Genomic DNA, 25,345 nt, shown 5'->3' on the forward strand with positions numbered 1-25,345 from the left:
GGCCCAGGCTCGCGGTACTTGCCACTACCACTGCCCAAACTGGTCCACATTGTCCGCCGTGATCAGTTCGGGCGGTATCAACCATAGCTCCCGCTCCAGGGTATCGCCTCTAATCAGCCGTACACCCAACTCGATCGCTCTCTTCGCGATCTCGCTGGGGAACTGTGCGGCTGTGGCACGCAGCAAGGTGTCGGCGTCCGGCAGGCGCTGCAGCGCACGCGGAGCACCGTCGACACTGGCGATGATGAACTCGTGGCGCTGCGCCTCGTTCGCCGCCTGCTCGGCGCCCAGCGCCGTGGGATCGTTGATGGTGAACACGGCGTCTATCTGCGGGAAGGCGGTCAGCAGATGTGTCATCTTTTCAAAGCCGCCCTCGAAGCTGCCACCGCCGTTCTGATCCATCGACATCAGCTCGATGCCGGTCTCCTGCGCCAGCCGGTTGCGGCATCCCTCGACACGCTCCAGCACCGAGGAGACCGGAGGACCGTTGATGATCACCACCCTGCCGCTGCCGTTCAGCTGCCGTACCAGATAGTCGCAGGCGAGGCGCCCGGCAGCCGCGTTATCGGTGGTGACCGTGGCATCGGCACCGGCAGCCTGCACATCGACGGCGATAACATAGATACCCGCTTCATGTGCCCTTGCAATGGCGTCGTTCAGGCCATCGTAGCTGGCCGCCGAGAGCAGGATAAGATCCACGCCGGCGGCGATGAAGCGGTCGATCTGCGCCGCCTGACGCTCCAGGTCATAGGCACTGGACATCACCTGTACCCGGACCTCATCGCCGATCTGCCGCCTTGCCTCCTGCTCCGCCGCCCGGGCGATACGCTGGAAATAGGGGTTGCCCAGATCCGATACACTGACGCCGATCGATAGTGGCTCAGCCCAACCCAGCCGGGGCAGTACCAGCAATGAACAGAGACAGATCAGGACTGCACGCGCGCTCATCAAGACTCCTTGTTTTCAGTGTTAGCCAAGGCGTCGGAAACCGCCCTGGCCAGGGCCTCACGATGGTAGGGTTTGGCCAGCACGAACTGCCCGACCGGCAGTCCGTAACGGCTGCTGAGCTGATCGGCAGGCAGGCCCGATGTCAGCAAAACCGGTAACCCCGGCAGCATCTCGGCCACATCCCGGGCCAGGTGCAGGCCATTCTCCGCCGTGCCCAGATTGATATCGGTAAACACCAGCGCGAAGTCGGTCCGTTCGGTCAGGGCGGTGTAGGCGGCCTCGATGCTCACCACCGACTCGACCCGATAGCCCAGCGAGTCCAGCATATCCTCCGCCATGTCACGCACCGGCTGGTCATCCTCAACCAGCAGCACCCACTCTCCCCGGCCGCTCGGCAGCGCTCCCTGGTCATCTTGGTCATGCTCCTGCGGCCTCAAATCGGTCACCCGCGGCAGTAAGATGTCGATCCGGGTGCCTTCGCCCAACTGGCTATGGATCCGAATATCGCCTTGGGACTGCTTGACGAAGCCATACACCATACTAAGGCCGAGGCCGCTGCCCTCGCCCACCTCCTTGGTGGTGAAGAAGGGCTCGAACACTCGCGCCAGGTGAGTTTCGCTGATCCCGGCACCGGTATCCTGCACCCGCACCAACACCGCCTCATCGCCCGACTCCAGGCCGGCATTATCGACATGACAGGTCTCGAAACGCAGCTTTCCACCCTCAGGCATCGCCGCCGCACTGTTGATCGCGAGATTGAGCAGCGCGTTCTCCAGTTGCCCCGGATCCACATTGACCAGCCAGGGGGTAGCATTCAGGGTCAGATCGATCTCAATGGCCGGCCCGACACTGTACTCGATCAGATCGAGCATCTCGCCAATCAGCCGGTCCACATCGATGGTCTCCGGCTGCAGGCGCTGCTTGCGCGCAAACGCCAGCAGACGCTGGGTCAGGCCGCCACCGCGCTCGGCCGCCGCCAGCGCCCGCCGCGCGTTGTTGACCGCCTTGCTGTCCGGCTCCAACCGGGTTTCCAGCAGTTGCAGGTTGCCGATAATCGCCGCCAGCAGGTTGTTGAAGTCATGCGCAACACCGCCGGTCAGTTGCCCCAGCACCTCCATCTTCTGCGATTGCCGCAGCTGCTCCTCGATCGCCTTGCGCTCGGTCAGGTCGCTGTACAGGGTCACGAAGCCACCGCCGGGAAGGGGTGAACTGCGAAACTCGACGATCCGGCCGTCAGCGAAGTGCCGTTCGAACCGCTGCACCCGTTCGCGACGCAGCGAATTAAGCTCATCGCGATCGAGCGCAACGCCGTCGAGCGCCCAGCTGTCCCGCGCCTCTTCCGCCAGCAGCTCCTGTACCTGCTCCAAGGTGGCGCCGGGCTCCAGCTTGTCGGCCGGCAGGCTCAGGATCTCCGCATAGCGCGGATTCCAGGCCAGCAGCCGCCCCTCGCCGTCGAACACGCTCAAACCGTCATTGATATTGTTGAACACTGTCTCCAGCAGCCGGCTCTGTTCACGCAGCGATTGGCTGATACGCGCAATCTCCACCGCGTTCTCGCGGAACACCTGAAACGCACGCGCCAGGTCGCCGATCTCGTCGATACGCTCCACCGCCGGGGTCTGCTGATCGGTGTCTCCCGCCGCGAGCCGCGTCATCAAGCCGGTGACGGCACCGAGATCCCGTGCCAGCAAGCGCACCACCCAGATACCGCCCAATGCAACCGTGATCCCCAGCAGGGTGATGATCAGGATGCCACTCTTACCGGAGGCCACGGCGATGCCGACACGCCGGCTCTGCTGCTCGATCCGGCTCTCCACATGGTCGACAAAACGACCGACTTCGGTACTCAGCTGTTCACTGATCGCCCGCGTTGAGGCCAGCAGAAAGGCACTGCGCTGTTCCAGCTCCAGTTGATTCATACGCAACTGAAACAGGTTGCCCTCGCCGGATCCGATCCGCTCCAGCTGATCGACCGCGACCTGGTCATAAGCGCCCGTTTTGAGTAGCGCCAAGGCACTGCCGTAACGCTGTTGCAGCAGATCAAGTTCCGCCGGGTTGTTGACCTGCGCCGCCAGCATCAGCCGCTCCGCCAGCTGCACAACCGGGGCGTGCTGGGGATCCTCCCCATAGCGGGACGCCAGGGTACCGAGCTGGTATTCGGACTGTCTCAGATCCTCGCGCAGAAACAGTCGCTGCCGCGTCAGCTCAACCAGATCGTTCACCGTGCGCTCCAGTTGCAGGAGCAGGGTCTGCAGCCTGGGCGCGGCCGCATCCAGTTGCGGAATCGCACCGGCCAAGGCCAATACTTTTGCAATGCGATCACGCAGGTTCTGGCTTTCGCCCTGCAACAGGAAGGGGCTGCTGGCATTGGCCACATAGGGCGCAACCGCCGCCAGGTTGGCGGTGCGTTCGGCCAGCTCCAGGGAGCGCGAAATATCGGGCAGCGCCTGCTCTTCGAACTGACTGAGCGCAGTGCCGGTGTTACTGAGTCCGGCCCAGCCGACCAGGGCAATGGCCAGCGTCGCGCCAAGCAGAACGCTGAATGCGATCAGCAGCCGCGTACGTACCCGGAGGCCGCGCCACAACCGGCTCGCGGCTTTTTGCCTGGCAGAGGATGAGGCGTCGTTCAACGCTGCGCCCTCAGCACTGCATCACCGCTTCACTGAACTGATATCCGATACCACGCTCGGTACGGATATAGCGCGGCTGGCGGGGGTTGGGCTCGATCTTGCGGCGCAGGCGCAGTATCAGTACATCGATGGTGCGATCGAACACTTCGGTATCCATTCCCCGTGTCGCTTCCAGCAGTTGCTCCCGGCTAAGCACACGACCATGGGCCTTGACCAGCGCTTCCAGCAGGGTGAACTCGGCACTGGTCAGCGGTTCCGGCTTGCCATCAGGACGCGTCAGCACACGGGCGGAGAGATCCAGAATCCAGCCATCGAAGCTCAGGCGCTCGTGACGGTATTGATCGTCGCGAGAGGCGGGGCCACTCAACTCCGTGGTACGACGCAGCATGGCACGCACCCGCGCCACCAGTTCACGGTTGTTGAACGGCTTCATCAGGAAATCGTCAGCAGCGATCTCGAGTCCGAGGATGCGGTCGGTTTCATCGCCCTTGCCGGTCAGCATCATGATCGGAATGCTGGAACGTTGACGCAGCTCCTTCGCCAGTTGCATGCCATCCTCCCCTTTCAGGCGCAGATCCAGAATCACCAGCGAAAATACCGACTCACTCAGCGCAGCTCTCATCTCGTTTCCGCCGGAGGCGGTATGCACCTCGTAGCCGCTATCCTCCAGCAGGTCCTGCAGCAGTTCCCGCATATCGGCTTCATCGTCGACCACCAGAATTCGAAAACGGATACGGTCTGTAGCTGTCCGGTCGGAAACGGTACGATCCGGCGAAACAGAGTCCATCGGGGCGGGATTGGACATTACCACTCCTCTTTTATAGTTATGTACAGGATGTACGGTATGCCGCGGGCGCATGGATGCGCAGGAGCGGCCATGTACAGGATGTACGCATGTACAGGCGTCCTTACATAGCACAGCTCAGCGTCGACAAAATTTCAATTGTTACAAAACCTGTAATTTTATAACGTCATTTTTTACGACTTCATTTTCACGTTACTGTAGTATGCTTCCAAAAGCGGCCCAATCGGTGCGAGACAATCAACCTCGCCAGGCGAAGAATCCGCGACCCATCGTAACCGGACAGCCAGGAAGACGGGATCACTACTTGGTTGTTCAGGATATCGATGTAGTAACATTACACAACATAACAATAAGTAGAGTTTGTCATGTCCAGTGATACTCCTTTCCAGATCCAGCAATGCCTCCAAGAACCGTTCGTCGTTGACATCAGTTTAGTTCGCGTCACGCCAGACCGGGTCGCGCCAGACGGGAGGAGATTGTCATGACGGAGAAGGAAACCGAACTTCGTCGTCTGACGATCAAAGATGTCGCCCGCCATCTCGGTGTTTCAGCCGCCACCATCTCCAACGCCTTCAACCGACCGGATCAACTGTCGGTTCAGTTGCGGGAGAGAATACTGCATGAGTGCAAGATCCTCGGCTATCGCAGTCCCGGCCTGCCCCCTCGTTCCCCCCGCCCCGGGCGGGTCGGGATCGTCGGCGTGGTGTTGTCCGACTGCCTCTCCTACAACCTGAAAGACACCGTTGCCAACCAGTTCCTGACCGGACTGACGGAAGAGCTCGACAGGGCCCAGCTCAACCTGCTGATGCTCTCCGCCAAGGAGATAGACAGCGGCTGCCAGTTCCGGCAGCACGAAGCGATGGTGGACGGCTTCATCATCTACGGCCAGATGAATAACCGCCAGGCGTATGATCAACTGATCCGGCAACGCAAGACCCTGATCAGCGTCGACTGCACCATTGAAGAGAACAGCAGCATCCAGAGCGACGATTTCGGCGGCGCCCTTGTCGGCGCCCGCCATGCCCTGATGCACCGGCCACAGCGGGTGGGCGTGCTCGGGCTCAGGCTGATCGACTCCCGGCATGTCTGTCGCGTCTATGATCCGGGCGAGCTGTTCGACGAAAGCGAGTCGATCTCGGTCCAGCGTCTGAGCGGCTATCGCGCGGCCTTTGCCGAGCGGAACCGGCAACTCCTGCACGACTGCATCTGGAATATCCCCGTCAACAACCATGCCTGCGCCCAGCAAGCGGCACGCGAAGCCCTGCTGTGCAACCCCAGGCCCGAACTGCTGCTGTGCATGAGCGATACCATTGCGATCGCTGCGCTGCAGGAGGCGCAGAAGCTCGGCATCCGGGTTCCCGAAGAGCTGAAGATCGTCGGTTTCGACGGTATTCCGGAAGCGCTGAACTGCTACCCCTCCCTGACCACCGTGCAGCAGAACAGTATCGAGAAGGGCCGACAGGCGGGCAGGCTGTTTCTAGATGCTCAGGAGAACAAGCATATCGTGCTGCCGACGGAACTGCTGATCGGCGGCAGTTGCCCACGACCGTCTACCTGACCGTACATCCTGTACATCGCCGCTCCCGCGCATCCATGCGCCCGCGGCATACCGTACATCCTGTACATAAAAAACGGAGAGCTGTTGGACAGGCTCTCCGCACAGGAAAGGGTCGAAAATACGACTTGAGGCAAACGATAGAACCGGAGCAGGAAGGGGGTCTGATCCGATTCTATTGCGCCTGGGTACGCGATTAGAAGGTGTAGTTGAAGCGTACGCGTACGGCGTTGGTTTGATCGCTTACCGCATCGCTTACGCCGTCCGCAGTGGAGGTGGAGCCGGCAAAGGTTACCGACGCGTTGTCGATATCGAACAGCGGCACGGTGTAAGCCACATAAGCGGTGGTCACGTCAGTATCGGCCATATCGAGCTGAGAGTAGATCAGGCCCGCACCGAAGTTGCCGTACGTCATGTTGGCGGCGTAGGAATCGGTCTCTTCGTCGGTATTGTTGTCCTCGCCATGCGTGGCGGACAGGTTGATCGCGGCAGCACCCACATTAAAGCTGGTGGTCAGCGCAAAACCCTCCTGATCGACATCACCTCCGGCAGCCAGATCATAGCTGACACGCTCGTAACCGGCGGTCACACTAAAGCCGTCGCCCATGAAGGTCACGGCCGGACGCACACCGCCAAACGCCGTGGTGTCGTCGCCGCCCACTTCGGGGTCACCGAACACGGTGCCCAGTTCGAACTTAATGCTCTCACTGGCATTGAAATGCAGCGCCAGCTGGCCACCGCCATCGCCGATACGACCGCGCGCCTTGTTGGCTTCATAAACGGAAACTTCGTCGCCGCCGGCATGAACGATCAGGGTGTCCTTACCCAGCGGGAACAGGTTGACCGCTTCAAAGCGCCCGCCCTGCAGATCCCAAGTCGAGTTGCCGAACTGAATCCAGGCATCATCAACATCGGTTTCGCCATCGGTGTTCAGCAGGACAGTACCGCGCCCCTGAACGAAGTAGCCGCCCTTCTCGTGGCGACCGAAGGCGTTGACCTCAACACGACCGTTCTGGTCATAGGTGGTATCCGCATTTTCAGCATCGACCGCATCGGTGTTCAATTCGATGTTGGCATCGAAGCTCACTTCTGCCATCGCCTGACTGGCCATTGCAGCCAGAACAGCGGCGCCCAAAATCTGCTTTACATAACGGCTCTTATTTTTATTCACGACTCTCTCGCTCCATAACTACGGGATTCGTGCCGGCAGGAGAACACCTCCTACGGCAGGCAGATACCGATCAGGATCGGATGATGCCAAACCGGCCAGCGTCGAGAATCGATGTTAAAAGCCGTTGGATGTGAGACTCAACAAAAAGTTGCTAAACTTACATACTTAATTTACTTAAACAATCTTAAACAGACTTAATAGCAAGATATTTTAGGTATTTTTACATTTATAGCAATTTCAAGCGCATGCGGCTCAATCACAGGAATCGACAGCGAACAGCGCCGCCGCAAGGCCCTTGATAGAAATCCGCCCCAAAAGAGAGAGCATCCCCACGCAACACCACCTGTACAAAAGCCGATTAAAACCGATACGAATTTGCTTTTATTACATATTAATCGTAAAAAAACTCACCAAAATGGCATGCCATATATGTACTTTTACTACATTCGTGATAGCCTAATTCTCAGGTCCCAGTAATTGATGGCGCCGGGCAACCCAAGCCAACCCCAAGCCCCAGCCGCCATCTATTACAACTGTTACAACGGAAGGGTCGGCACGACATTCTCCGTTTACTTGTTGACGCTATAACCCTGAGAACCGGAGCACTCGCCTCCAAAACAGAACAAGAGATCGCGCCATGTATCAGCTAAGCTCCTCTGTCACCTGGAAGAAGCTCCAGGCCCTGGCGGAAAAGACCCAAGACGACCGTATCGCCGACTACTTCAGCACCGACCCGGGCCGCTTCGACAAGATGAGCCTGCGTCTGGGCGAGCTGTTTCTCGACTACTCCAAGAACAAGGTCAACGACGAGGTGCTGAAGGCCCTGTTCGCGCTGGCGGAACACTCTCCGCTACGTCAACGTCGGGCGCAGATGTTCTCCGGCGACATCATCAATACCACCGAAAACCGGCCGGTACTGCACACCGCACTGCGCAACTGCGGCGACGAGCCGGTAGTGGTCAACGGCAAGGACGTGATGCCGGATATCCGCTCGGGCCTGAAGAAACTGGAAGCGTTCAGCCAGAAGGTGCGTAGCGGCGAGTGGAAAGGGTTCAGCGGCAAACGGATCCGCAACGTGGTCAATATCGGCATCGGCGGCTCCGACCTGGGGCCGAACATGGTCTGCCGCGCCCTGCTCAACTACAAGCACCCGGAGATGAACTTCCACTTCATCTCCAACGTGGATGGCCAGCACATCAAGAAGGTGCTGAGCGGTCTCGACCCGGAAACCACCCTGTTCATCGTTTCCACCAAAACCTTTTCCACCCAGGAGACGCTGCTCAACGCCAAGACGGCACGACGCTGGTTCCTGGACAATACCGGTGCGCAGACCGATATGAGCCAGCACTTTGTCGCCGTGTCGACCAACCAGGCGGCGGCGATGGAGTTCGGCATCAAGCGCGAGAACATCTTCGAATTCTGGGCCTGGGTCGGCGGGCGCTATTCGCTCTGGTCCAGCATCGGCCTACCGATCGCGTTGAGCATCGGATACGACCGCTTTATCGAGCTGCTCGAAGGCGCCTACGAGATGGACCGCCACTTCCTCGAAGCACCGCTCGAGCAGAACATGCCGGTACTGCTGGCACTGATCGGCATCTGGTACATCAACTTCCTCGGTGCCGAAACCCAGGCGATCATCCCCTACGATCAGGCACTGCATCAGCTGCCCTCATTCCTGCAGCAACTGGATATGGAGAGCAACGGCAAGTCCGTGGATATGGATGGTCATCCGGTCGATTACGCCACCGGGCCGATCGTCTGGGGGCAGACCGGCTCCAACGGCCAGCACGCCTTCTTCCAGCTGCTGCACCAGGGCACCCGCTTCGTGCCGATCGACTTTATCGCCTCACTGCAGCCGGATGAACAGACCGAGGAGCACCACTTCGCCCTGCTCACCAATATGCTGGCCCAGGCCAACGCGTTCATGAACGGCGACCAGAAAAACGGTATGCTGGACTACGCCACCTGCCCGGGTAACCGCCCCAGCAACATCCTGCTGCTGGAAAGCCTGAGCCCGCGCAACTTGGGCGCATTGATCGCACTCTACGAGCACAAGGTGTTCGTGCAGGGCGCGATCTGGAACATCAACTCCTTCGACCAGTGGGGCGTACAGCTGGGCAAACGCCTGGCCACAGAGATCAGCCGCAACATCGAACTGAAGAGCTCGGAGTATGACCAGTCGACGCAGGGGCTGATGGAGATCGTGCGTCAGCATATGCAGGGCAAGAAAAGCAGTACCGAAGCCGCAGCCCGGGCATCGGTAAAGAAAACCGCCAAGAGCGAGGCCGCGAAACCGGCCGAGAGCGTAAAACCATGAACAAAGTGATCAGTTTCGGAGAGGCATTGATCGATATGCTCTCCAACCGGGTCGGCGGCGCCGATCTGGACGGCCCGGAAACCTTTACCCGCTACCCCGGCGGCGCGCCCGCCAACGTGGCAGTGGCGGTGGCCAAGCTCGGCGGCCGTTCCCATTTCGCCGGCAAGGTGGGACAGGATATGTTCGGCGACTGCCTGCGCGACGCCATGGCAAACGCAGGCGTCAACACCGACTATCTGCTGCAGACGACGGAAGCAAAAACGGCGCTGGCATTCGTCTCGCTGGACGAACATGGCGAGCGCTCGTTCGAGTTCTACCGCTCACCCTCGGCGGACCTGCTGTTCCGTCCGGAGGAGTTCGGCAGCGACTGGTTCGACGAACCGGGCATCTTCCACTTCTGCTCCAACACCCTGACCGAGGCCGGTATTCGCGACACCACTATGGCCGGAGTCGCCAAGGCCCATGAGAAGGGTTATCTGGTCAGCTTCGATATCAACCTGCGCCACAACCTCTGGCCGTCCGACCTGGACCCAACTCCGTTCATCTGGCAGGCGATCGAGCAGACCGATCTGCTCAAGCTCTGCACCGAGGAGCTGGCGTTCCTGTGCCGCAACCAGAGCGAAGATGAGGTGATCCAGCGCATTCGCGACGCCGGTGTCAGTCTGATCCTGGTCACCGACGGCGGCAACCCTCTGCGCTACTATTGTGGGGGGAAGAGCGGCCGCGAGCTGAACGGCGAGCTGCAACCGCCCAAGACCAAGGTGATCGACAGCACTGCAGCAGGCGACGCCTTCACCGGCGGTGTGCTCTATGCGCTGTCCAAAAGGGATATCAGCCGTGATCGGTTGCAGTCGCTGAGCGACCGCGAGTTGCTTGAAGCGGTACTGAACACCGGCATGCAGTGCGGCGCCTTCGCCGTCACCCGCAAGGGTGCGTTCGATGCGCTGCCTGCGCAGACAGATCTGAGCCTATAAACGCCCCCCTTGAGCCTGCGGTCAGCTCGCTGGTCGCAGGCTCTCCCCCGCTTCCAGCCGGAAAGGCAGATCGATCACCGGCCGACCGACCGGCTCGCCCCGCAACCGCGCCAACAGATTCTCTGCCGCCAGACGCCCCACCTCCTCGCGTGGCGTAACCACCGTCGCCAGTCTCGGCACCATCGCAGCCGCAATGTCGTGACCGTGAAAGCCGGCTATGCCGATCTGCTGCGGTACCGGGATACCCAGACGCTGGCACTCGTAGAAGGCACCGATGGCAAGGTCGTCGTTGGTACAGAAGATGCCGTCCAGGTTCGGCCGCCGCACCAGCGCCTGACGCAGCAACAGCGCGCCACGGGTAAACGAGGAGGCCTCCTCCGTCTGCAGACTGAACGGCTCCAGACCATGCCTGCGCATCGCCCGCTCGTAGCCCAGAATCTTGAGCCGGGTACGTACATCCATACGGGCGGCGAAATAGACGGTATTACGGTGCCCGCGTTCGATCATCAGCTCGGTCATGGCATAGGCGGCGGCGGTATTATCAAACCCGATCGCCTGTTCGATGGCCGGTGATACCGAATCCATCAGTTCGATCACCGGCACGCCGGCGATCTTGATCATCCGCCGTACGCGCTCGGTATGGAAACTCTCCGACAGGATCAAACCATCCACGCTGTAACCCAGCAGAGTGGCGATGCGCGCCTCTTCGGCACTCTGGCTATAACCGTAGTGGGCCAGCATGGTCTGGTAACCCGCCGGCTCCACCACCGACTCGAAGCCGCGGATCATCTCGGCGAACACCTGGTTGGTCAGCGAGGGCACCAGCAGGCCGATGGCATGACTCTTGGCACTGGAGAGGATGTCAGGCACCTTGTTGGGGATGTAACCCAGCTCATCGAGCGCCTGCTGGATAGTCTCCCGCAACGCGCTCGATACCTGTTCTGGATGTTTCAGATACCGGCTCACCGTCATCTTGGTGACACCGACGCGATCTGCAACATCCTGGAGGGTGGGTCTTCTTCTTTTTGCGGTCATTCTGGCATCCAAACGTCCTGTTACGCGTAACATCTTACCGCCGGAAGCGTGTCGGGCAAAGCACCCAGCGCCCTGCCCGACAACGGAGCCGAACACCTGCGCAGGCGAAGGCGACCTTTATTTTTCAACCAAGGCATCCAGAATAGTCTGAAGCACCCGCTCGGCAGGCTGATCGATGGAGACCTCTATCGCCTCCCCCGGTTTCGGTTCGATCAGTTCTCTGAACTGGCTCTCCAGCATCTTACGGCCATTGAAGTAATGCCCCTCGCGACAGCTATGGCGAGCCCAGATCGTCTCGATATTCCCCTTCAGATAGATCAGTTGCGCAGCGTTGCCCCGGCGCAGCTGTTCGCGGTACCGAGGCTTGAGGCTGGAGCAGGCGACCACCGCACTCTCCTCACGGTTGAGCAGCGCGTTCAGGGACTCCAGCCAGCCATAGCGATCCTCATCGTTGAGCGGCGTACCCTGGCGCATCTTCTCCACGTTCGCCCGTGGATGAAAGTCGTCACCGTCGAAGAACGCCAATCCGAGACGCTCCGCCAGCATGGATCCGATCAGCGACTTGCCACAGCCGGAGACCCCCATCACGATAAACTTCTTCTGCATGTGTCGGCCTCCTACTGCCACCAGAGCGACAGCTGCGGGAACAGCACCACCAGCGTCAATGCCAGGATCTGCAGCATGATGAACGGCACCAGGGCGGAGAAGATCTCGCCGAGGCTGATATCCTTGGGTGCTACCGACTTCAGGTAGAAGGCGGCGGGACCGAACGGCGGCGACAGGAAGGAGACCTGCATATTCAGGCAGAACACCACACCGAACCAGATCGGATCCAGGCCAAGGCTGGTGATGATCGGCACGAAAATCGGCATGGTCAGCAGCGCAACGCCGACCCAATCCAGGAACATCCCCAACACCAGCAGGATCAGCATCATGATCAGCACCGTGGTCATTGCATGACCGTCGCTGAGCGACAGGATTACCGATTCAACAAAGTCGATACCTCCCATCAGGTTGTATACCCCGACCAGCGCACTGGCACCGATACCGATCCAGATGATCATGCCGCAGGTCTGCATCGTCGCCTTGGCGCTGTCGCGGATCATGCCGAGGTTCAGCTCACCGCGGATCAACGCGCTCAGCATGATACCGACCACACCCAAAGCCGAGGCCTCTGTCACCGAAGCCACGCCGGTGTAGATGCTGCCGAGTACGATGGCGACGGTCAGCCCCGGGAAGAACAGTGCCTTCAGGTAGTTGATCTCGCGCTCATCATCCGCGGCCAGCTCTTCCGCCGTCGGCAGCGGCGCCAGTGACGGGTTCAGGTAGCAGCGCACCAGCACATACACGACATAGAAGCCGGCCAGAATCGCGGCGGGCAGAAAGGCGGCCTTGAACAGGTCCCCGATCGACACGCTGGCGGTCATGCCGTAGATGATCAGCACGATGCTCGGCGGCATCATGGTACCCAGCGCACCGCCGGCACAGGTGGTACCGATCGCCAGCTTGCGGTTGTAGCCCAGGCGCAGCATCTGCGGCAGTGCCAGAATCCCGAGCAGCACCGTTTCGCCGCCGATCACGCCGGACATGGACGCCAGAATGACGGCCACGATCAGCGTCTGCACTGCCACCCCGCCGCGCAGTCTGCGCGCCACCCGCTTCATCGCGTCGAACAGATCGACCGCGATACCGGAGCGGTCCAGCAACGCCGCCATCAATACGAACATCGGCACCGCCAGAAAGACGTAGCCGTTGACGAAACTGTACATGCGGCTGGTAATCAGCGGCATCGCGTCGACGCCGAACCAGCCGATTGTAAACACCAGTGCCACCAGACCGGTGACAAATGCCAGCTGCATGCCGGTCAGCAGCAGCATAATCATCAGCCCCAGCATCAGCAGGCTGCCGTAGGCGATTCCGATTGCGGAGAGATCAAACATCCAACTTACCTCCGCGCTTCAACCGCCCGAGACGACGAAAGTCGTCAATCAGGTGAAGCAGAAACTGAACGAACATGACACACACTACCAGCAGGATCAGCGCCTTCAGCAGCGCCGGAAACGGAGGATTCCAGGCGGAACCGGAGCTTTCCAGGTGCAGCTCGCCCAGAGGCGAGAGCCAGGCGCTGGTCATCATCATCCACGCACCGTAGGCCAGCATCCCGGTAAACAGCAGTCCGGCCAGGGCGTGGAAGATATCCAGGTAACAGCGCACGCGTGGCGAGACCTGGTCGTAGATCAGCACCACGCGGACATGCTTGTCGTTGGCCAGTGCATAGGCGCCACCGATCACGAACAGCGAGCCGCCGATAAACGCCGCCGATTCATGCACCCAGATGGTCGGGGCGTTGAACAGGTAGCGCATCAGGATTTCGAAGAAGGAGATCGCGACGGTGAATACGAACAGCAGGCTGAGCAGATTACCGACCTGCAGTATGCAGCGATCCAGCCGGGTGCGACCGTGCTGCTCCACCTCATGCGCTTCCTCTTCGCGAATGCGTTGTTGAGCTTTCATGACAGAGTCCAGAGAGTCAGGTGGGGTTGTGCACCCCACCTTCAGGCATCAGAGAAGTAAGGGGTATCTTAGAGCAGACCGTTGGCTTCCAGATAAGCCGTGATCGACTTATACACCTTCATCGCATTGTCCGACTCCTGGGCAAACTCCGCCCACTGGGAGCGGGCGATGGCACGGAACTTCTTGCGCTCCTCCGCGGACCAGTCGTGGATGGTGATCTCCGGGTTGTTGCGCGCATCCTTCACCGCCTGCTGGTCGGCGATACGCAGCTGGGTGGTGATATCCTGGGCGAAGTCACGCACCGACACGGTAAGAATCTCTTGTAGATCGGCCGGCAGCTTGTCCCACTTTTTCTGGCTCACCGACACATCGATCAGCGGCAGGGAGTGGAAGCCGGGCTGCACCGGATGCTGGGCGATATCGTTCATGCCCGCCTTCTGGTTGGTCGAGAACACGGTGTAGTCGGCGGCGTCGATTACACCCTTGCTCAACGCAGTGAATACCTCGGATCCCGGCAGGTTAACCGGCGCAGCCCCCGCGGCAGCAAACACCTTCTGCACCAGCCCCTCCGGCGCGCGCAGCTTCACCCCCTTGAGGTCATCAACGCCGTCGATCGGCACGTTGGATACGAACGACTCAACACCGGTAGTGGAAGCGCCGACAAACTTCACGCCATAAGGGGCGTAGAGCTCGGTCATCAGTTCATAACCGCCACCGTAGTTGATGTACTGCAGCAGTTGCGAGGTATCGGACCAGGCGCCAACCGTATTGCCGATCAGGCCGAATGCGGGATCCTTGCCGGAGAAGTAGCCGGTGGCGGTGACATGACCATCTAGGATGCCCATCTTGATCGCATCCAGCGTTTCGGTGTGCTTGACCACACTACCCACCGGCAGCAGCTTGATCTCCAGCCGACCGCCGGACATCTTCCCGACACGCTCGGCCCACTGCTGCTGGATCTGAAAGTTCTTGTCGCCGGAGGGGTCGGAGGACTGCACCTTGAAAGTAAAGTCGGCGGCAAAGGTGGAAACGGAGATCAGCCCGGACAGGGCTGCAGTCAGGAGCTTGGTTGAGAGTTTCATCTGTCTGTTCCTGTTTTTATTGTCGAACCAAGAGTAGGTCAATGTGTTAATTATGAACCGCAACAATCAAATGTTACCGGTAACAACGATAACTTTACCGGTAACATTTAAACTATTCAACAACAACTTCACTTATCTCGCCGTGTATTTAAAACGCCGCCAGAAAGCCGCCTCCCTTCACACGGGAGCACGCCTCAGGCAAACACAGGCATTGAGCACAACCCAGATAGGGGGGACTGTTCGATGAGTAAGGGATGGTAAAATAACGCGAGGGTGCCGCACGGACCGCAGTACCTCAGGTCCGGACAGCACTTAGTGTGAGCAGAAATCACTCGGACGGATAAAACCGAAACTCGCCGTCACTGAACAGAAAGCAATCCATGCCCGCAGCAGCAGCGGCCTGGCGGCCGATCTCGGTATCTTCGAACACCACGCAGTCGCTCGGATTCACGCCCATCAACTCCGCCACCTTGAGAAAGGTATCGGGGTGAGGCTTGCCCTGCTCGACATCGCTTGAGGTCACCAGGGCGTCGAGCTGGTCGATCAAGCCGACGGCGTTCAAGATGATCTCCGCGCTTTCCCGCTTGGCGCCGGTACCAACACCTATCTTTTTCGACGCCCGATAGTGCCGAAAAACACCCAGCGTCTCGGGAATCAGTTGCGGATCCGGTTTCATGCTGCGCCAGGTACGGTACTTGTGTTCGGCGACCTCTTCGGCATCGTGACTGAGGCCATGCAGCTCGTTCAGCATCTCCACGGTGCGGACCGACGGCACGCCGCCCAGGCCGTGCAGGTACGCCTTGTCGAACGGAAAGCCGTAGGCTTCGCAGGTCAGCCGCCAGGACTCCAGATGCCCCTCCATGGTGTCCACCAACGTGCCATCCATGTCGAAGACGATACCGGCATATTTTTGTAGATCGATCATCTCAGGGCGCCCAGTAGATTGCGACCGGTGTGCCCTTCTGCCGCAGTACCGAGCGGATCGGCATCAGCTCCACAGCTCCCTCCGCCAGCGCCTGCTGCAGCACCGGCAGCTTTGACTGGCCACAGAGGTGGACGATGATCTGGTGGCTGGCGAGCAATCGCGGCAGGGTCAGGGTGATCCGCTTCCACGGTGCTACCGGCGGCGTAACCGCCGCGCAGTCGCAAGCGGGCTGCGGATCCAGCGCCTGCGCCAACTCCGGAGCATCGGGAAAGAACGAGGCGGTATGACCATCCTCGCCCATGCCAAGAATCACCACATCCACCCTCTCCGGCAGCATACTCAGCAGCAACTCAGCCTCGGACCGCCCCTCATGCGGCGTCGCCTCAGCGTTCACCAGCGGCAGAAACCGTGCGGCCACCGCATGATTCTGTAGCAGGTGAGTGCGCACCGAACGCTCGTTGGAGTCCTCGTGTTGATTGTCGACCCAGCGCTCGTCCGCCAGCGTCACCAGCACCTTGGACCACTCCAGCGGCTGCTCGGACAGGCGCTGGAACAGCCCCGCCGGCGTGCGTCCGCCGGAGACCACCAGCGCCGCTTCGCCGCGACTCTCGATACCCGCCTGCAGGAGGTTGCAGATGCGCGCACAGAGATCCTGTTCGAGCTGTTCACGCGCGGCGAACTGCTTCAGTTCCAACGCCTGATTCAACCCCGGATAGAGTTCAAGCTCATTCATGCCAGGACCTCCCGTCACGTTCGATCAAGGCGATGGAACCGATCGGCCCCCAGCTACCTGCCGGGTAGGGTTTGACCTGGTCGCCACTCTCATCCCAGGCCTTGATCAGCTCATCACACCAGGTCCAGGACGCCTCAATCTCGTCGCGGCGCACAAACAACGACTGGTTGCCGCGCATCGCTTCCAGAATGAGGCGCTCGTAAGCTTCCGGGGTACGCACCCCCTCCTGTCCCTCGGAGAAGTTCAGATTCAGGCCGCGGCTCTGCAACGCCATCCCCTTATCCAGGCTCTGCTCCTTGGTCACCACCTGCAGGCGTATCCCTTCGTCCGGTTGCAGGCGAATGATCAGCTTGTTGGTGACCATGCTCTTCTGCTTCGGATCGAAGATGTAGTGCGGCTGGTTCTTGTAGACGATGACGATCTCCGCCATCCGTGTCGCCATCCGCTTGCCGGTACGGATATAGAAAGGCACGCCGGCCCAGCGCCAGTTGTCGATGTTGGCGCGCAGGGCAACGAAGGTTTCGGTATTGCTCTGTCCGCTGCTGCCCTCCTCCTCTTTATAACCGGGACAGGCGGCGCCGTTGATGGCACCGGCCGTGTATTGCCCCCGCACCGCGCGCCGGGCCACGTTCTCGGCCGTGATCGGGCGCAGGGCGCGCAGCACTTTCAACTTTTCGTCACGGATACCGTCGGCGGTAAGCTGGCTCGGCGGATCCATCGCCACCATGCAGAGCAGTTGCAGCACATGGTTCTGTACCATGTCACGCATCTGACCGACCTTGTCGTAGTAGCCCCAGCGCCCCTCGATACCAACCGTTTCAGAGACGGTGATCTGCACGTGGTCGATATGGTTCTGGTTCCACTGCGAGCCGAACAGGTTATTGGCGAAGCGCAGCGCGATCAGGTTCTGCACCGTCTCCTTGCCCAGGTAGTGGTCGATGCGGTAGACCTGATTCTCGTTGAAATACTGGGCGACGGTGTCGTTGATCTGCCGGGAGCTCTCCAGGTCATGACCGATCGGCTTCTCGATGATGATCCGGGTGCTCGGCGTGACGGCACCGGACAGATGCAGGTTCTTGCAGATGTCGGCGAACAAAGCCGGCGGCGTGGAGAGATAGTTGACCAGCGTGTTGGCCGAGCCTTCCACTAAGCGGGTGATCTGCTTGTAGTCGGCCGCCTTGGTCATCTCGATCTTGAGGTAGTGCAGGCGCTTGCTGAACCCCTCCCAGGCCTCGGCCTCGAACTCGCTCGGCTTCAGATAGCGCTTGAGTGTTGCCAGCACCGCATCGACGAACTCCTCCTGCGTGGACTCGTTGCGTGCCACACCGACCAGCCGCGTATTCGGATGCAAAAGGTCCGCACGATGCAGCTGATACAGTGCCGGGAACAGTTTGCGCATCGCCAGATCACCCCGTGCGCCAAACAGCACAAAATCGCAGGCGTGATTGATCAGCTGGGCACTCATCTTGTCAGACTCCTTAGGTTGATATAGGTGTTCTTAACCTAACCGTAGCTATGAAATAAAAAAGCCGCCTCAGGCAGGCGGCATGAAAGAGACATGCAGTACATAAAACCGGACCATTGCAGCTGCTGACACTACGAAGCAAACCGCCTTATGTACCCGTCCTTTTCCAAGGGTGTGCCGATCCGGGTAGCAACCAAAAACCCGGACCAGGCGATTGGAGAGATCAGCCACGCTGACCGGCCCGCTCAACGGCGGCGGCCGCCAGGGCGGTGATACCCTCCCAGTCCTGCTGGCGGATCAGGCCCGCAGGTACTACCCATGAGCCGCCTACACAGCTCACGTTGGGCAGATTCAGGTAATCCATGAAGTTATCGGGCCCTATACCCCCGGTCGGACAGAAGCGCACATCGGGGAAAGGACCGGCGATCGATTTCAGCATCGCGGTGCCGCCGCTGGCCTCGGCCGGGAAGAACTTGAATGCCCGGTATCCGGCATCCAGTCCATTCATCAGCTCGGAAACGGTGCTGATCGCCGGGATATAGGTGATATTGGACTCCAGCCCGGCTTTGAGCAGCTCCGCGGTGGCACCTGGGCTTATGGCAAAGGTCGCGCCTGCCGCAGCGACCTCGGCCAGTTCGGACGCCCTGGTCACGGTACCGGCACCGACAATGACACCCTGCACTTCGGCGACGATGGCGTGGATAGCCTCCAGCGCGGCACTGGTGCGCAGGGTCACCTCCAGCACATTGAGACCGCCTGCCTTGAGCGCCTTGGCCAGTGGGACCGCATCCTCAACCCGCTCGATCACCAACACGGGCATCACCGGCGCGCTGTTCAGAACTGTATCTACCTGTGTACTCATCTCTATTCCTCTGGACCCGCTTCAGATCGACTGACCCGGATTATCAACAAACAGTGAGCAGGCCCCCTGCTCGGCCCCGGTCACCAGGCGGCGCATACCGGCGAACAGCTCGCGGCCCATGCCATGGTGACTATGGCTGACATCAGCGATGGCGGGTTCGCGTTTCGCCAACTCCGATTCGTCGACCAGCAATACCAGCTCGCCGGTATTGGCATCAAGCCGCACCAAGTCGCCATCCCGGACCCTGGCCAGCATGCCGCCGTTGTAGGCTTCAGGGGTCACATGGATCGCCGCCGGCACCTTGCCGGAAGCCCCCGACATGCGCCCGTCGGTGACCAGCGCCACCTTGAAACCGCGATCCTGCAGCGTGCCCAGATAGGGGGTCAGCTTGTGCAGTTCCGGCATACCGATCGCCGAAGGCCCCTGGAAGCGCACGACAACAATGCAGTCGCGCTCCAGCTTGCCGCTCTTGAACAGCGGCTCCAGATCGTTCTGGTCGTGCAGCACCACCGCGGGCGCCTCCACGACACGGTGTTCCGGCTTGACGGCGGAGATCTTGATCACGCCGCGACCGAGGTTACCTTTCATCAGTTTCAGGCCGCCGTTGGCCGCAAACGGCTCGCCGACGCTGGCAACCACCTCCGGATCCAGCGACTGCTTCGGCCCTTCGCGCCAGATCAGCTTGTCGCCATCCAGGAACGGCTCGCAGGTGTACTGCGCCAGCCCCCTGCCGGCCACGGTCAGCACATCCTCGTGCAACACCCCGGCACTGAGCAGTTCATGGAACAGCAGCGCCATACCGCCGGCGGCGTGAAAGTGGTTCACATCGGCACTGCCGTTGGGGTAGATCCGGGTCAGCAGCGGCACCGCGTCGGACAGATCAGCAAAGTCGTCCCAGTTGACGATGACACCGGCCGCCCTGGCGATCGCGATGATATGCATGGTGTGGTTGGTGGAGCCACCGGTGGCCAGTAGCGCCACGATACCGTTGACGATCGCCTTCTCGTCGATCACCTGGCACAGCGGGCGGTAGTCCGACCCCAGCTCGGTGATACGGCAGGCCTGTTCGGCCGCCGCCTTGGTCAGCGCATCGCGCAACGGTGTATTGGGGTTGACGAAGGAGGTGCCGGGCAGATGCACGCCCATCGCCTCCATCAGCAACTGGTTGGAGTTGGCGGTACCGTAGAAGGTGCAGGTGCCGGGGCCATGGTAGGAGTCGGACTCGCACTGCAGCAGCGCATCGCGGTCCACCTTGCCTTCGGCGTAGAGCTGGCGGATGCGGGATTTTTCGCTGTTGGAGAGCCCGGTGGTCATGGGGCCTGCCGGCACGAAGATCACCGGCAGATGACCGAAGCTGAGCGCGCCGATCAGCAGACCCGGTACGATCTTGTCGCAGACGCCGAGGCAGAGCACGGCATCGAACATATTGTGCGAAAGCCCCACGGCGGTGGCCATGGCGATGGTATCGCGGCTGAACAGGCTCAGTTCCATGCCGGGCTGACCCTGGGTCACGCCATCGCACATCGCCGGCACGCCACCGGCAAACTGTGCGGTGCAGCCCATGCCGCTTGCCGCTTCCTTGATCAGCGCCGGAAACCGCTCCAGCGGCTGGTGCGCCGAGAGCATATCATTGTAGGCGGAGACGATGCCGACATTGGCGCGCTGCATCAGCTTCAGACGGTTTTTATCTTCGCCACCACAGGCAGCAAAGCCGTGCGCCAGGTTGCCACAGGAGAGCTCCGTACGGTGCGGCTTGTTTCGCCGCGCCTGCTCCATGAGCGCAAGATAATCGGCGCGGGTTTGCCGACTGCGCTCGATGATGCGCTCAGTTACTGCCGCTACGGTTGGATTCATGCCGTATCTCCCGGGCCTGACTTGTCGGCCGCTTGAACCTTGTTATGTAATTTAGTTACGTATTATCCATACATATTTACCGATAACAAGCCCCGAATAACGTTTTTATTTTGTTTTTATTACTTTCAAAATAGGATCAAAGAGCTCGTATCAGCTTTCAGGTTAGGACAATATTGAACGCCTGACCCTGTCATAAAAGGAGATAAGCGCGAACCCGGCACTAAATGGATGGATGGAAGCCGCTCAGCTAATGAAAAGCCGCAGACGCAAAAGCCGCACCCGAAGGCGCGGCTTTTCGACCAGCTGAGTAGAGTGCGCTCTTAACGCAACACCAGGTAGAACACCCCATTGCCGCGTCTTACCTGGAGCAACAGCTTGTCGTCGACACGTGCAAGCACCTGGTTGAGGTCATCCATACTGTCTACTCGCTGCCGGTTAACGCTGAGAATCACATCGTTTGAGCGCAACCCTGCGGCTGCGGCCGTCGACTGCGGATCCAACTCGGCGATCACCACACCACGACCATCCGGCGAGTTGGCGAAGGTCACCCCATCCAGCAGTTTGTGCAGCCGGACATCGGAGGTCAGGGTTGCGGACTTGCCAACTTTGACGTCGATATCCATCCGCTTTCCATCCCGAATCAGGGTGAGTTTGACCGTCTCGCCCACACCGGCAAAGGCGATGCGATGACGCAGTTGGCCGCTGTTGGGCGTCAGCTTGCCATTGACCTCAAGAATCAGGTCGCCCGCTTTAAGACCGGCCTTCTCCGCCTCGGAGTCCTTCATTACATCGGTCACCAGTACGCCCTGTTGACCGTTATCGATATCGAACGCCTGCTGCAGTTCGGGCGTCAGGTCCTGAATCGCGACGCCGATCTGGCCGCGGGTCACCTCACCCACATCGAGGATCTGATCGGCCACGTTACGCATCATATTGACCGGTATCGCAAAGCCGATACCGACGTTGCCGCCACCCGGTGCGATGATCGCGGTATTGATCCCCACCAGCTCGCCATTCAGATTGACCAGCGCACCACCCGAGTTACCTGGGTTGATCGAGGCGTCGGTCTGGATGAAGTTTTCAAACCCTTCGATGCCAAGACCGGTTCTGCCCAGCGCACTGACCACGCCGGTGGTAATGGTCTGGCCGAGGCCAAACGGATTACCGATCGCGACCACGAAGTCACCCACCTTCAGTCTGTCGGAATCCGCCAGTGGCAGCGCCGTCAGCTTGTCGGCCTTGATCTTCAATACCGCGATATCCACCTCGGGGTCAGCACCGATCAGCTCGGCCTGGAAGGTACGCCCATCCAGCAGCTGCACCTGGATCTCATCCGCGCCCTTGATGACGTGGTAGTTGGTGATGATAGTGCCCTGGTTCTTATCAACGATGACGCCGGAGCCCGCACTGGCCTGTCGCCGCTGCTGGCGCGGCTGCGCCTGCTCGTCCGGGATATTGAAGAAACGCCGGAAAAACGGGTCGCTCAACAGCGGGTTGTAGACCTGCTGATTGGAGAAGGTCGCGATATTCACCACCGCGGCGTTCACCTGCTCCAACATCGGTGAAAGCGAGGGCAGTTCCCTGCCCTGAGGATCACTGATCGGCAGGGCCGCCGACGCATTCAGAGAGGCGACCGTCAGTAGTGCGGCCGCTCCCAGTTTCAAAGCTCTTTTCATATCAAGCTCCTCAACATTTCCATTTTTGTCATGTGTATGGGCAAAGAGTCTCTAATCAAGTCAACGGCGTTTACGCAGACGACGCACCAATCCAGACTTCAACTCCATTTGCAGGCGGTCGAACGCGTCATCGATGGCCATCTCGGCCTGCCGCTTATCTGCATAGATATCCAAGTCGCGTCTTTCGGTACCCCGAAATGAGATATGGCACTGGTAGTTACACCCCGGTGAGCCGCCGTGCGAAATACGATCCAACACAACGCCTACACGTCGAATGCAGCTCGATCTGGATTCAAGTCGCTCCAGGCGCGAGCGTATCCGCTGCATCGCCTCGGGGTTTTCGATGCCATGACGGAACATTACTGCGGTGATCATCTGACCTCCTCAGACACCAGCCAACGGCCTGCGCCGACGACCGGCTAAAGCTTGGGGTTTATTACAAAAGACTGGGTTCAGGCGACTGAGGATGGAGGAGCGCGAATCGGATAGGAGAAGAGAGCGGCGGCGACAGGAGCAGAGACCACAAACGCCGTGTCCAACACCGCCCGAATGGAAAGCATGACCACCGTTTCGGCGACAAGAGGTCTCGACTCATTGTCGCTCGGCAGCGGCGGCAGGTCGTTCAGCAGGCCAGGGTCGTTAAGGCAGTGATCGTTGCCCGGAAGCTGATCCAGCACCTCATCTGCAAGACGCAACTCACCGGCCAGCACCTGCGCGGTGCCGCCCAGCAAAGAGCCGAGCATCAGAACCAGATAAATTAGCGCCCTCAAGGCTGTCGATCTCCCTTCAAGCCAACCCCGCCCGCCGAGGTCGATATTCGCTATAGAGCTGAAAACCGGCGCTAAGTTCAGCCGATAGCTCGATCCGACTTAAAAATGGATCAGCGACAGCAGACCTAACGCCACGAACAAAGCACAGGCGGCTCGGCGCACCCAGTCCAGCGGCACCCTTTTCATCAAGGCACCGCCGAAATAGGCTACCGGCACGTTGGCCAGCAGCATGCCCAGGGTCGTGCCGGCGACCACCGCCAACAGCATCTCCTCATAGCGCGCCGCGAGAATCACCGTCGCTATCTGGGTCTTGTCACCGATCTCCGCAATGAAGAACAAAATGGATGTGGCGACGAAAGCGCCATATTTCAAGCTTGCACTCTCCTCCTCATCATCCTTATCGGGAACCAGCACCCAAAGGCCGACAGCAATGAAGCTGAGCCCAACGATCCAGGCGATCCAGCTTTCCGGAATCAGATCGGCCAGCCAGCCACCCAGCCAGGCGGAGACACCGTGGTTTACCAGGGTTGCCAGCAGAATGCCAAGTACGATTGCGCCGCGCTGCTGCGCGAAGCGTGCGACCAGAAACAGGGTTAGCAGTTGAGTCTTGTCGCCGATCTCGGCGATGGCAACGGCAAGCGTCGAGGAGAGAAAAGCATCCATCGAAAACAGATTCCAGGCGGGCATTGACCATAAGACACGACACGCCGGCCCGCCATGAGCAGCATGCAGTGTCTCAGGTCTCGTCAATCCACGAACAGGATCGTGGACGTGGCTGCCATGAGCATTGAGGCTCAATTATGTTGACAACCACTCCGCCTCGACCGGGAATCGAGAACGGAAGACTACTCCCCCAAGAGCGGGATGGATATTAACAACCCGCCCGCCGCGACACAAGCCGTAGCGGGCAGGCCAAAGGTGCCTAGAGCTGTTCCAGCGCCCAGTCGAAAGCGACGACATCCTCTGCATCGACCAGTTCGCGCAGCGCCGCCAGGCTCTGCTTGAGCTGCTCGACCGTCGGCCGGTTGATATTGACGTGGCCGACCTTGCGCCCCGGACGCAGTGACTTGCCGTACCAGTGCACATGCACGCCATCTACCCCTAGCCACTCCGGCTTCCAGCGGCGTCCGAGCAGGTTGTACATCACCGAAACACCCTTGACCTCCGGAGTGATCAGCGGCAACTCGGCCAACGCACGCAGGTGCAGCTCGAACTGACTGATCGTCGCGCCCTCCTGGGTCCAGTGACCGCTGTTATGGACACGCGGCGCCAGCTCGTTAACCAGCAGATCGCCATCGACGACGAAGCACTCCATCGCCATGACACCGATATACTCCTGGTCATCCATGATCCGGCTGAGCCACTCCTCAGCATGCTGCTGCTGGATCTCGGGCACCGGCAGATTGGCTACGCTGGCGCGCAGAATACCGTTCTCGTGCCAGTTCCGGGTTAGCGGATAGAACACCTTTTCACCCTTGGCATTACGCGCACCGACCAGCGAAACCTCGTGACTGAACGGAATCATCGCCTCGGCGATGCAGCTGCCGGCCCACTCGGCTTCAACCTCGCCGCCACGCTGCCAGCGCCACTGACCGCGACCGTCATAACCACCGCGGCGACGCTTGACCACAGCACGCTCGCCCAGGCTTTCCAGCTTCTCATCCAGCTCGGCTTCGCTTTCCAGCACGACCCAGGGTGCGGTCGGCACCTGCAGACGGTCGAGCAGGCTCTTCTGCCGCTGACGATCGATCACCGCGTGCAGCGCCGAGGCGTTGCGAAAATTGGGGTGATTCTTCAGTTGCAGACCGGTGACGGTATCCGGCCAGTGCTCGATCTCGACGGTGATGACATCATCAGCGTGCAGCGCGATCTCGATATCCTGATTGGGCTCTACCGGCATCACCTGCAACTGCATCGGCGCACCGGCCTGCTGCAGCATCTGACCCAGCTGGCCGTTACCGGCCACGACGATTCTTGGCAACATCATTCAACCTGCTATCTGTTAACCACAAGGGCTGTTAAGCGTGTG

The 25,345-nt window shown here is 60.1% G+C and carries 22 protein-coding genes and 1 riboswitch; of the genes, 3 read left to right on the top strand and 19 right to left on the bottom strand.

The window, feature by feature from the left end; genetic code table 11:
• Nucleotides 1–24: 24 nt before the first annotated feature.
• Genes KQ940_RS06390 through KQ940_RS06400 form a run of 3 tightly spaced genes read right to left on the bottom strand, consistent with a single transcriptional unit; the run spans nt 25 to nt 4,383 of the window.
• Complete coding sequence (locus tag KQ940_RS06390; protein ID WP_217412599.1) at nt 25–948, bottom strand: substrate-binding domain-containing protein; 924 nt, start codon at nt 946–948, stop codon at nt 25–27.
• Nucleotides 948–3,578, bottom strand: coding sequence for a PAS-domain containing protein (locus tag KQ940_RS06395; protein WP_217412600.1), 2,631 nt, complete (start codon nt 3,576–3,578; stop codon nt 948–950). Before KQ940_RS06395 ends, KQ940_RS06390 begins: the two co-directional genes overlap by 1 nt.
• A gap of 10 nt (nt 3,579–3,588) precedes the next feature.
• Entirely contained in the window at nt 3,589–4,383 is a 795-nt protein-coding gene (locus KQ940_RS06400; RefSeq protein WP_246589789.1) for a response regulator, read from the bottom strand.
• Between the two features lie 481 nt (nt 4,384–4,864).
• Here KQ940_RS06400 and KQ940_RS06405 point away from each other — a divergent pair, with 481 nt between their 5' ends.
• Complete coding sequence (locus KQ940_RS06405) at nt 4,865–5,941, top strand: LacI family DNA-binding transcriptional regulator (RefSeq protein ID WP_217412601.1); 1,077 nt, start codon at nt 4,865–4,867, stop codon at nt 5,939–5,941.
• 193 nt (nt 5,942–6,134) lie between these two features.
• Here the strand turns inward: KQ940_RS06405 and KQ940_RS06410 are convergent, their stop codons facing one another.
• Nucleotides 6,135–7,109 carry a carbohydrate porin gene (locus KQ940_RS06410; protein WP_343222624.1) on the bottom strand — a complete coding sequence of 325 codons (975 nt, stop codon included), beginning with the start codon at nt 7,107–7,109 and terminating at the stop codon, nt 6,135–6,137.
• A gap of 637 nt (nt 7,110–7,746) precedes the next feature.
• Here KQ940_RS06410 and pgi point away from each other — a divergent pair.
• The gene (pgi, locus tag KQ940_RS06415) at nt 7,747–9,426 is read left to right on the top strand and encodes a glucose-6-phosphate isomerase (RefSeq protein ID WP_217412602.1); all 1,680 of its coding nucleotides are present in this window, start codon (nt 7,747–7,749) and stop codon (nt 9,424–9,426) included.
• Nucleotides 9,423–10,400, top strand: coding sequence for a carbohydrate kinase family protein (locus KQ940_RS06420; RefSeq protein WP_217412603.1), 978 nt, complete (start codon nt 9,423–9,425; stop codon nt 10,398–10,400). Before pgi ends, KQ940_RS06420 begins: the two co-directional genes overlap by 4 nt.
• Before the next feature lie 21 nt (nt 10,401–10,421).
• Here KQ940_RS06420 and gntR read toward each other — a convergent pair whose 3' ends face one another.
• The 15 genes from gntR to purK all read right to left on the bottom strand — a co-directional run bounded on the left by gntR (nt 10,422) and on the right by purK (nt 25,303).
• Nucleotides 10,422–11,435, bottom strand: coding sequence for a gluconate operon transcriptional repressor GntR (gene gntR / locus KQ940_RS06425; RefSeq protein ID WP_217412604.1), 1,014 nt, complete (start codon nt 11,433–11,435; stop codon nt 10,422–10,424).
• Nucleotides 11,436–11,552: 117 nt separating this feature from the next.
• Nucleotides 11,553–12,041: a gluconokinase gene (locus KQ940_RS06430; protein WP_217412605.1), complete on the bottom strand. Its 489-nt coding sequence runs from the start codon at nt 12,039–12,041 to the stop codon at nt 11,553–11,555.
• An 11-nt stretch (nt 12,042–12,052) separates the two neighbouring features.
• Nucleotides 12,053–13,375, bottom strand: a complete 1,323-nt coding sequence (locus KQ940_RS06435) for a TRAP transporter large permease (RefSeq protein WP_217412606.1) — start codon at nt 13,373–13,375, stop codon at nt 12,053–12,055.
• A complete protein-coding gene (locus KQ940_RS06440; protein ID WP_217412607.1) occupies nt 13,368–13,949 on the bottom strand; it encodes a TRAP transporter small permease subunit in 582 nt (193 codons plus the stop codon). Before KQ940_RS06440 ends, KQ940_RS06435 begins: the two co-directional genes overlap by 8 nt.
• A gap of 68 nt (nt 13,950–14,017) precedes the next feature.
• Complete coding sequence (locus KQ940_RS06445; RefSeq protein ID WP_217412608.1) at nt 14,018–15,031, bottom strand: TRAP transporter substrate-binding protein; 1,014 nt, start codon at nt 15,029–15,031, stop codon at nt 14,018–14,020.
• A 328-nt stretch (nt 15,032–15,359) separates the two neighbouring features.
• The gene (locus tag KQ940_RS06450) at nt 15,360–15,956 is read right to left on the bottom strand and encodes an HAD family hydrolase (protein ID WP_217412609.1); all 597 of its coding nucleotides are present in this window, start codon (nt 15,954–15,956) and stop codon (nt 15,360–15,362) included.
• A gap of 1 nt (nt 15,957) precedes the next feature.
• A complete protein-coding gene (pgl, locus tag KQ940_RS06455; RefSeq protein WP_217412610.1) occupies nt 15,958–16,689 on the bottom strand; it encodes a 6-phosphogluconolactonase in 732 nt (243 codons plus the stop codon).
• Nucleotides 16,682–18,154 (bottom strand): glucose-6-phosphate dehydrogenase, encoded by a 1,473-nt coding sequence (zwf, locus tag KQ940_RS06460; protein WP_217412611.1) that lies wholly within the window; start codon nt 18,152–18,154, stop codon nt 16,682–16,684. The genes pgl and zwf overlap by 8 nt, the downstream gene beginning before the upstream one ends.
• Before the next feature lie 223 nt (nt 18,155–18,377).
• Nucleotides 18,378–19,016, bottom strand: a complete 639-nt coding sequence (locus KQ940_RS06465; protein WP_217412612.1) for a bifunctional 4-hydroxy-2-oxoglutarate aldolase/2-dehydro-3-deoxy-phosphogluconate aldolase — start codon at nt 19,014–19,016, stop codon at nt 18,378–18,380.
• A gap of 21 nt (nt 19,017–19,037) precedes the next feature.
• On the bottom strand, nt 19,038–20,870 hold the full coding sequence (gene edd / locus KQ940_RS06470) for a phosphogluconate dehydratase (RefSeq protein WP_217412613.1): 1,833 nt from the start codon (nt 20,868–20,870) through the stop codon (nt 19,038–19,040).
• A gap of 320 nt (nt 20,871–21,190) precedes the next feature.
• Nucleotides 21,191–22,546, bottom strand: coding sequence for a DegQ family serine endoprotease (locus KQ940_RS06475; protein WP_217412614.1), 1,356 nt, complete (start codon nt 22,544–22,546; stop codon nt 21,191–21,193).
• A gap of 60 nt (nt 22,547–22,606) precedes the next feature.
• Nucleotides 22,607–22,921, bottom strand: coding sequence for an HPF/RaiA family ribosome-associated protein (locus KQ940_RS06480; RefSeq protein ID WP_217412615.1), 315 nt, complete (start codon nt 22,919–22,921; stop codon nt 22,607–22,609).
• 77 nt (nt 22,922–22,998) lie between these two features.
• Nucleotides 22,999–23,316, bottom strand: a complete 318-nt coding sequence (locus KQ940_RS06485; RefSeq protein WP_217412616.1) for a hypothetical protein — start codon at nt 23,314–23,316, stop codon at nt 22,999–23,001.
• 99 nt (nt 23,317–23,415) lie between these two features.
• Nucleotides 23,416–23,979 (bottom strand): TMEM165/GDT1 family protein, encoded by a 564-nt coding sequence (locus KQ940_RS06490; protein ID WP_217412617.1) that lies wholly within the window; start codon nt 23,977–23,979, stop codon nt 23,416–23,418.
• Between the two features lie 85 nt (nt 23,980–24,064).
• Nucleotides 24,065–24,182: riboswitch (yybP-ykoY riboswitch) on the bottom strand.
• Nucleotides 24,183–24,238: 56 nt separating this feature from the next.
• Complete coding sequence (purK, locus tag KQ940_RS06495) at nt 24,239–25,303, bottom strand: 5-(carboxyamino)imidazole ribonucleotide synthase (protein ID WP_246589790.1); 1,065 nt, start codon at nt 25,301–25,303, stop codon at nt 24,239–24,241.
• Nucleotides 25,304–25,345: the final 42 nt, after the last annotated feature.

The organism is Marinobacterium ramblicola (assembly GCF_019084545.1).
In the GTDB taxonomy this organism is placed as follows: Bacteria; Pseudomonadota; Gammaproteobacteria; order Pseudomonadales; family Balneatricaceae; genus Marinobacterium_D; species Marinobacterium_D ramblicola.